Below are 3,582 nucleotides of genomic sequence, written 5' to 3' on the forward strand. Positions count from 1 at the left end.
ATAGAGAGAAATCAATCAACACTGTTTGATCGCGCCGAGTGTGGCGTTGATCTCAGTTGGTCCTCTTCGGAGGAGGTTCGATTTGGGATGTTTCCTCGTCCCTCTTTGAATATCCCGGCTGAAACGAACAGAGTTGTCCAAGTCAAGTACACTAACCCGCACGATCATCAGATCGTGCATGTCTTTCATTCTCCGTGCGGGGCCGACCGACATCGGCAGCATGGGTTCCAGGATGGAAGGCGGGAAAGTATGCTTTTGGTTCAGAAGAAAGATCATCTTTAGTTACCAGCTGGATGATCGCGTTGGACATAGTCGAACCGTGAAGGCCGCAGGCCGGAAGGGTTCACGCGCTCAAGTAGCCGAATAGGCGGTAGCGCAAAATGTTATGTCTTTCTCTTTCTGGATCAAATCAAGCGCGAGAAGGGCGTTTGGTGAATGCCTTGGCAGCAAGAGGCGATGAAAGACGTGATACTCTGCGATAAGCCATGGGGAGCTGAGAATAAGCTTTGATCCATGGATCTCTGAATGGGGCAACCCACCTGAATGTTTGTTATTGTTAGCACAGCTGATCAATAATGAGCATGAACAGGTACTTAAGACCTGAATACATAGGGTTTTAAGAGCAAACCCGGGGAACTGAAACATCTAAGTACCCGGAGGAAAGGAAATCAATTGATACTCCCCTAGTAGCGGCGAGCGAACGGGGACCAGCCGAGCCGGATAAGTGACTAGAACACGTTGGGAAGCGTGGCCATAGCGGGTGACAGCCCCGTATAGGAAGCTTTGACGGACGTATTAAGTAGGGCGGAACACGTGAAATTCTGTCTGAAGATCGGAGGACCACCTTCGAAGGCTAAGTACTCCTTGCTGACCGATAGCGAACCAGTACCGTGAGGGAAAGGTGAAAAGCACCCCGACGAGGGGAGTGAAACAGTACCTGAAACCGAACGCCTACAATCAGTCGGAGGCTCCTTGCGAGCTGACGGCGTACCTTTTGTATAATGGGTCATCGACTTGGTCTCACGAGCAAGCTTAAGCCGTTAGGTGTAGGCGTAGCGAAAGCGAGTCTTAATAGGGCGTATGAGTTCGTGGGATCAGACCCGAAACCGAGTGATCTAGGCATGGCCAGGTTGAAGGTAAGGTAACACTTACTGGAGGACCGAACCCACATCCGTTGAAAAGGATCGGGATGAGCTGTGCCTAGGGGTGAAAGGCCAATCAAACTCGGAGATAGCTGGTTCTCTGCGAAATCTATTTAGGTAGAGCGTCATCCGAATACCCCGGGGGGTAGAGCACTGGATGGGTAATGGGGCCCCACAGGCTTACTGATCCTAACCAAACTCCGAATACCCGGGAGTACTAGATGGCAGACACACTGCGGATGCTAACGTCCGTAGTGGAGAGGGAAACAACCCTGACCTACAGCTAAGGCCCCCAATTCATGGCTAAGTGGGAAAGCAGGTGGGACGACCAAAACAACCAGGAGGTTGGCTTAGAAGCAGCCATCCTTTAAAGATAGCGTAACAGCTCACTGGTCTAAACAAGTTGTCCTGCGGCGAAGATGTAACGGGGCTCAAGCCATGAGCCGAAGCTTAGGATGCCGTAAGGCATGGTAGCAGAGCGTAGTGTGACATAGAACTCATCCTGTATTGCCGCCGGTTATGTGGCGCGCGTAATCGCGCTCAAGTAGCCGAATAGGCGGTAGCGCAGGATAGAGTTCTTTCGATGAAGCCGGCCTGTGAGGGATCCGGTGGAGAGATCACTAGTGAGAATGATGACATGAGTAGCGACAAAGAGTGTGAGAGACACTCTCGCCGAAAGTCCAAGGGTTCCTGCTTAAAGCTAATCTGAGCAGGGTAAGCCGGCCCCTAAGCCGAGGCCGAAAGGCGTAGGCGATGGGAACCAGGTTAATATTCCTGGGCCAGGAGGATGTGACGGATCACAGGTGTAGTTCAATCTTATCGGATTGATTGGGCTGCTGAGTGGTTCCTGGAAATAGCCCTCCATCAGACCGTACCCTAAACCGACACAGGTGGACTGGTAGAGCATACCAAGGCGCTTGAGAGAACGATGTTGAAGGAACTCGGCAAAATACCTCCGTAAGTTCGCGAGAAGGAGGCCCGGTTCCTAGGCAACTAGGGGCTGGGGGCACAAACCAGGGGGTGGCGACTGTTTATTAAAAACACAGGGCTCTGCGAAGTCGCAAGACGACGTATAGGGTCTGACGCCTGCCCGGTGCCTGAAGGTTAAAAGGAGAGGTGAGAGCCTTGAATTGAAGCCCAGGTAAACGGCGGCCGTAACTATAACGGTCCTAAGGTAGCGAAATTCCTTGTCGGGTAAGTTCCGACCTGCACGAATGGCGTAACGACTTCCCCGCTGTCTCCAACATCGACTCAGCGAAATTGAATTGCCTGTCAAGATGCAGGCTTCCCGCGGTTAGACGGAAAGACCCCGTGCACCTTTACTACAGCTTCGCACTGGCATCAGGATTGTGATGTGCAGGATAGGTGGTAGGCTTTGAAACCGTGACGCCAGTCGCGGTGGAGCCTCCCTTGAGATACCACCCTTCGCACTCTTGATGTCTAACCGCGGTCCGTTATCCGGATCCGGGACCCTGCGTGGCGGGTAGTTTGACTGGGGCGGTCGCCTCCTAAAGCGTAACGGAGGCGCGCGAAGGTTGGCTCAGAGCGGTCGGAAATCGCTCGTTGAGTGCAATGGCAGAAGCCAGCCTGACTGCGAGACTGACAAGTCGAGCAGAGTCGAAAGACGGCCATAGTGATCCGGTGGTCCCGAGTGGAAGGGCCATCGCTCAACGGATAAAAGGTACGCCGGGGATAACAGGCTGATACTGCCCAAGAGTCCATATCGACGGCAGTGTTTGGCACCTCGATGTCGGCTCATCTCATCCTGGGGCTGGAGCAGGTCCCAAGGGTACGGCTGTTCGCCGTTTAAAGAGGTACGTGAGCTGGGTTTAGAACGTCGTGAGACAGTTCGGTCCCTATCTGCCGTGGGTGTAGGAGACTTGAGAGGAGTTGCCCCTAGTACGAGAGGACCGGGGTGAACGATCCACTGGTGGACCAGTTGTCGTGCCAACGGCAGTGCTGGGTAGCTATGATCGGACAGGATAACCGCTGAAGGCATCTAAGCGGGAAGCCCCCCTCAAAACAAGGTCTCCCTGAGGGCCGTGGAAGACCACCACGTCAATAGGCCGGAGATGTAAGCGCAGTAATGCGTTCAGTTGACCGGTACTAATCGCCCGATAGGCTTGATTTGATCCAGTAATGGAAAGACAAGACCAAAGCATACACCGACCTTGAGTTGGACAACGTTGATCTGATTAACAACCGTGCGGGAACGCGCATTCGCAAGCGAATACGCTGCCTCCCGCGCGTCGCCTTTTTGCAAAGCAAAAAGAGCGACGTGGGCTTTTCCTCGGTTTGGTGGTCATAGCGCAAGTGAAACACCCGGTCCCATCCCGAACCCGGAAGTTAAGCACTGCCGCGCCAATGGTACTTGGGCTTAAGCCCCGGGAGAGTAGGTCACCGCCAAACCTAGTAAAAGCCCACATCTCTCTAACACGAT

The 3,582-nt window shown here is 53.5% G+C and carries 2 rRNA genes; both read left to right on the forward strand.

Going from position 1 to position 3,582, the window contains the following annotated elements:
* Window positions 1-407: 407 nt before the first annotated feature.
* Window positions 408-3,273 (forward strand): 23S ribosomal RNA (locus ACR0E2_RS20575).
* A gap of 163 nt (window positions 3,274-3,436) precedes the next feature.
* Window positions 3,437-3,551: ribosomal RNA gene (rrf, locus tag ACR0E2_RS20580) — 5S ribosomal RNA — on the forward strand.
* Window positions 3,552-3,582: the final 31 nt, after the last annotated feature.

It is taken from the genome of Ruegeria sp. A4, from assembly GCF_056543025.1.